Origin of the sequence: Enterococcus sp. HY326, from assembly GCF_026157065.1 — a bacterium.
GTDB lineage: Bacteria > Bacillota > Bacilli > Lactobacillales > Enterococcaceae > HY326.
The window spans coordinates 1-2867 of the sequence record NZ_JANLGQ010000025.1; the positions used below are offsets into that span (position 1 = coordinate 1).

Consider the following 2867-nt stretch of genomic DNA (forward strand, 5'->3'; position numbering starts at 1 on the left):
AGTAGTTAACTGTCATTGTCACTGTAGCTGGACCCCAGACATACGTACCTGGTTTCGTCCCGTCGTAATTTGCAAGGAATTGGGAGGTTGTACCCACTATGGACTCATCTACCTGATATTGCCAATTGCCAGAATAAGTGTCATTGGCGGTGATATCGGGCAATTGTGATTCATTAGATGTATCTTTAAACTTTGGTCCAAGTGTCAGTGAACTTAACACGTTTGTACCTGAAAGAGCGCCAGTCATCTTGGAATTCAATGTTGTATTGTCAAAACTACTTATATTTAGATTTGTTAAACTTTCCATTCCGAGAAACATATATTCCATAGTGGTTACTTTACTGGTATCAAAAGTATTTAAATTCAATGTTTCAATTTTTTTATTGAATTGGAACATATAACTCATATCTGTAACATTTGATGTATCGAATTTACTAATATCAATTGTTTCTAGGGAGTTGCATCCTGCAAACATAGCAGACATATTCGTAACCTTTGAAGTGTTCAAACTACTCATATCTAAGGTAGTAATAGATGTAAGATTATAAAACATCCAGTTCATATTTGTTGTTTGTGATGTATCCAATTTATTTGAATTGATATCGATTAAATTGATCAATCCTAAAAAAAGTGAAGCAGAGTTTACTGGGGTACTAACAGATTGTGTAAAGACAATTTTTTTTATTGATGTAGCGTCTATTTTTAGGCTATCGTTACGCTTCCATGGGGAGTCACCTGCTTCACTTAATGTCCCACTACCGCTAAATGTTAGAGTACCAGTACTACTATCAAATGACCAAGGTACATTTCCCCAATAAACTTGCGGTGTATAAGTGATTGAATCGGATATTATAGCATCTAGTTGTTGTCCACCATAGATTTTGAAAGACTTAATTGCAATTGTTAAATCTCTTTCTGAAGCCGTCGTTCCTACTGGAACTGTTATAGATGAATTATCGTCTATAGTGTAATCTTTCCCATTTACAGTAGCCACTGATCCAGCTGGGTAGGCAATTCCGTTTTCATCAGTTAGAGTCAACATAGTGCTATATGTTGAGCCAACTTCATTGGTAACTTTGGGCTTATTTGTGATCAGAACAGGTAATGAACCACTATCGATACTAGCATACTGTGTATTAGCATTACCACCGATTGCTGCAGTTATAGAAAATGAATATTCGTACTTATCAGTTGGAATGGTTATTTTATAACCACCCTGTGGTGTAATTAACTTAGTTTTTGCCTCATCAGCGAAGGCTTCAAAACTAATTACTCTAGTAATGTGTTCATATTTAAAGGTATAATAGATAGTAGAATAGCCACTTTTTGGTATGTTTGTAGTATAGTATGGGGTTGTAGAAGTCAAAGTTCCGCTAGAGTTTGTCGACCAAACACCGACATAAGGAACAGCAGGGTCCCCAGTATTTCTATAAGTATCAAATACAAGCGCATATGCATTAGGTAAACCTGTTATCCCTAAACCACCCCCACTACCTCCTACTTGATTAACAGCTCCTGTATGGAAAACAATCCCAAAACCATCAGCATTGGCAGATTTCAATGTGACTGAAAGTCTTCCAGAAATCGTAAAATCTGAATCCAGTTGGACTTTATTCTTTGCGTATATAGTTCCTGCAAAACCATACGAAGATCCCCCAGTTACATTTGGTGTCAACAATGCTGCATCACCATACCATTGGGGATATCCATCATACCTAGTTGTATTCCCTGTGACTCTTCCGGACAAAGCAAAATTATCTTGGATAGTAGTTAAATCCGTACTCCCATTAGAATCCTTATTTGAAACTTCTTGATACACTGTCGTAACTGGATAAACAGTTTCTGAAGCCGCAATTACCGTGCTTGGTAAAAACCATAGACAAAAAAGACCGACTATACATGTTATGCCCCATCTTAACTGTTCCCGTATCTTTTTCTTCATCTCTCTCCATCCTATCCGTCTTTACTAGTATTTCTGTGTGCTTTTCTGTTTAAACCTTGGATTGTTACAGTAACTTTCTCGCAATCCTTAAGACTTAATGATTACTTGAAAGTTGTACTGTTGTTACTGATTCGGAACTAAGCAGTTGGACTATCTGTACCAGTGTCAGACAATACCCAAGTCACTGTACTCTTGTATTGATTGTTTTCTTTTGCGCTGCCACCTTTAACTGTCAAGTTAACGTCTGAAACTGTTCTAGCCACAGCTGCAGTTCCTGTTGCAGCTGAACCTGTAGTAGGCAATGTATAACTCATAACAGTTTTACCTGCACCTCCAGCAGTCAATTTAACAGTTTCTGAAGAAGTACCTGAATACAATGCTTTTAAAGTTGCGTCTGTAAAATCAGTTAATGTAGTGGAGTTAGGTGTTGGTACACCAGAAGCATCTGCCGTCGCACCATCCATCGCAAATTGCTGAGTAGCACTAAGCACCATAGACAATTCTGCATTCGCTAATGTGTTACTACTTGTCGTAGTGCTGGTAAAATCAGCTAATGTCGCAGATACGTTCCAAGCTGTTTTAGTATCTCTATCGTCAGAGACACCAACATATTGGCCGCCACTAGGCGCATCTGTTTGTTTGTATGTTTGAGCATTGGCACTTGCAGTATTCGCGTTACCAAATTGGAAAGATTTTGGTACGAATGTCAGTGCTAAGTTTTTATAAAATGGTCCAGGTCCAGGATTAAAAGTTGAGAATCCAATCCCAGCGTCTGTCGTCATTTTTGTTGCAGTATCGTCTGCTGCAGCTTGTACTGGTGTTGTTGCTACAAATGCAGCACCAAGTGCTACTGTTGCGAAGCCAAATAAGAACTTTTTATTCATAATTTATTTTCCCCTTTTACTTATTCAAATTTCTTTAAGTA

General features: G+C 37.8%; 2 protein-coding genes. Both read right to left on the reverse strand.

The window, feature by feature from the left end:
* Positions 1–1942: lectin-like domain-containing protein (locus ORH16_RS18785; RefSeq protein ID WP_265460459.1), on the reverse strand; the 1942-nt coding region annotated here is incomplete at its 3' end.
* Between the two features lie 137 nt (positions 1943–2079).
* A complete protein-coding gene (locus tag ORH16_RS18790) occupies positions 2080–2826 on the reverse strand; it encodes a WxL domain-containing protein (RefSeq protein WP_265460460.1) in 747 nt (248 codons plus the stop codon).
* Positions 2827–2867 lie beyond the last annotated feature (41 nt).